This window comes from Pseudomonas fluorescens (genome assembly GCF_902497785.1).
GTDB lineage: Bacteria > Pseudomonadota > Gammaproteobacteria > Pseudomonadales > Pseudomonadaceae > Aquipseudomonas > Aquipseudomonas fluorescens_BO.
Genome location: NZ_CABVHK010000047.1, coordinates 1 through 2,220 on the forward strand (window position 1 = coordinate 1; position 2,220 = coordinate 2,220).

Sequence of the window (2,220 nt, forward strand, 5' to 3'; positions counted from 1 at the left end):
CGGCGTGTACCTGGTCACCTACGTGGTCACCAGCCTCGGCGCGTTCGGCGTGATTACCCTGATGTCCTCGCCGTACAACGGCCGTGACGCCGACGCCCTGTACGAATACCGTGGCCTGTTCTGGCGCCGTCCGTACCTGACCGCCGTGCTGACCGTGATGATGCTGTCCCTGGCTGGCATCCCGCTGACCGCAGGCTTCATCGGCAAGTTCTACATCATTGCGACCGGCGTAGAGTCGCAGCAATGGTGGCTGGTCGGTTCCCTGGTACTGGGCAGCGCCATCGGCGTCTTCTACTACCTGCGCGTGATGGTCACTTTGTACCTGATCGAACCGAACCTGCGTCGCCACGACGCCCAGTTGCACTGGGAACAAAAAGCGGGCGGCGTCATGCTGCTGGCCATCGCCGGACTGGCGTTCTTCCTGGGTCTGTATCCGCAACCGTTGCTGGTGCTGGTTCAACAGGCTGTGTTGGCGGGTTGATCGCTTAGCGATACTCGGTGGAAAACAGAAACGGCACCTTCGGATCCCTTGTGCGAGCGGGCTTGCAAGCAAAAGAGCGTCACAGAAATGATAGCCAGAGTGATGGCCTCTTCGCGGGCAAGCCCGCTCCCACAGGGACTGAGGGCGGCCACAAATTTTGTGTACGACACAAAACCTGTGGGAGCGGGCTTGCCCGCGAAGACGGACTGACAGACACCCACAAAAAAAGCGGCACCTTCCGGTGCCGTTCGCGTTTCAGGGTTCAGCAGTTACTTACGCGCATCCGCCCAGGATTTCAGCAGTTCGTTGTAGTTCACGGTTTCGCCTTTAGGCTTCTCGTTTGCCAGTTTCGGTTTCGGGGCACCCGGCTGGTCAAACCAGTATTGCGCATCGCGCTCGGGGTTCATTTTCGGTGCGCAGGTGGCTTGGGCTTTCGAGCGTTCGAGGCGGGTCATGATCGCGTCCTGATCCTTGGCCAGACCGTCGAGTGCCTGTTGCGGGGTTTTGTCGCCGCTCGCGGCTTCGGCAATGTGGCTCCACCACAGTTGTGCCAAACGTGGATAGTCCGGCACGTTGGTCCCGGTTGGCGTCCATTGCACGCGGGCCGGGCTGCGGTAGAACTCCACCAGGCCACCCAGTTTCGGTGCCAGATCCGTCATGGCTTGCGAGTTGATGTCCGACTCGCGGATCGGCGTCAGGCCGACGATGGTTTTCTTCAGCGACACGGTTTTCGAGGTCACGAACTGCGCATACAGCCAGGCGGCGAGTTTCTGTTTCTCAGGCGTGGACTTCATGAACGTCCAGGAACCCACGTCCTGATACCCCAGCTTCATGCCCTCCTCCCAGTACGGTCCGCGTGGTGATGGCGCCATGCGCCATTTCGGCGTGCCATCGGCGTTCATCACCGCCAGACCCGGTTTGGTCATGTCGGCAGTGAATGCGGTGTACCAGAAGATCTGCTGGGCAATGTTGCCCTGAGACGGCACCGGGCCGGATTCGGAGAAGGTCATGCCCGCCGCTTCCGGTGGCGCGTACTTTTTCATCCACTCGACGTATTTGGTGGTGGCAAACACCGCCGCCGGGCCGTTGGTGTCGCCACCACGGGTCACGCTGGAACCGACCGGATGGCAGTCCTCGACGCGGATACCCCACTCGTCCACCGGTAAACCGTTGGGAATGCCCTTGTCGCCGCCACCGGCCATGGAGAACCAGGCATCGGTGAAGCGCCAGCCCAGGGACGGGTCTTTCTTGCCGTAGTCCATGTGCCCATAGATACGCTTGCCGTCGATTTCCTTGACGTCTTCACTGAAGAACTTGGCAATGTCTTCATAGGCCGACCAGTTCACCGGTACACCCAACTCGTAACCGTATTTTTCCTTGAACTTGGCCTTCAGCTCCGGCCGTTCGAACCAGTCGGCGCGGAACCAGTACAGGTTGGCGAACTGCTGGTCCGGCAGTTGGTAGATCTTGCCGTCCGGGGCGGTGGTGAAGGAGATGCCGATGAAGTCCTTGATGTCCAGGGTCGGCGAGGTGAAGTTCTTGCCCTCGTTGGCCATCAGGTCGGTGATCGATTCAGTCTTGCCGTAACGAAAGTGCGTACCGATCAGGTCCGAGTCGTTGACCCAGCCGTCGTAAATGCTCTTGTCCGACTGCATCACGGTCTGCAGCTTTTCCACCACGTCGCCTTCCTGCAGCAGGTCGTGGGTCAGCTTGATCCCGGTGATTTCGCTGAACGCCTT

The 2,220-nt window shown here is 60.1% G+C and carries 2 protein-coding genes; one reads left to right on the forward strand and one right to left on the reverse strand.

The window, feature by feature from the left end; translation table 11 throughout:
• Nucleotides 1-481: proton-conducting transporter membrane subunit (locus tag F8N62_RS31185; RefSeq protein ID WP_263597244.1), on the forward strand; the 481-nt coding region annotated here is incomplete at its 5' end.
• A gap of 269 nt (nt 482-750) precedes the next feature.
• On the opposite strand, the gene F8N62_RS31190 is transcribed toward F8N62_RS31185, so the two are convergent.
• On the reverse strand, nt 751-2,220 hold a 1,470-nt coding region (locus F8N62_RS31190), incomplete at its 5' end, for an ABC transporter substrate-binding protein (RefSeq protein WP_150714190.1).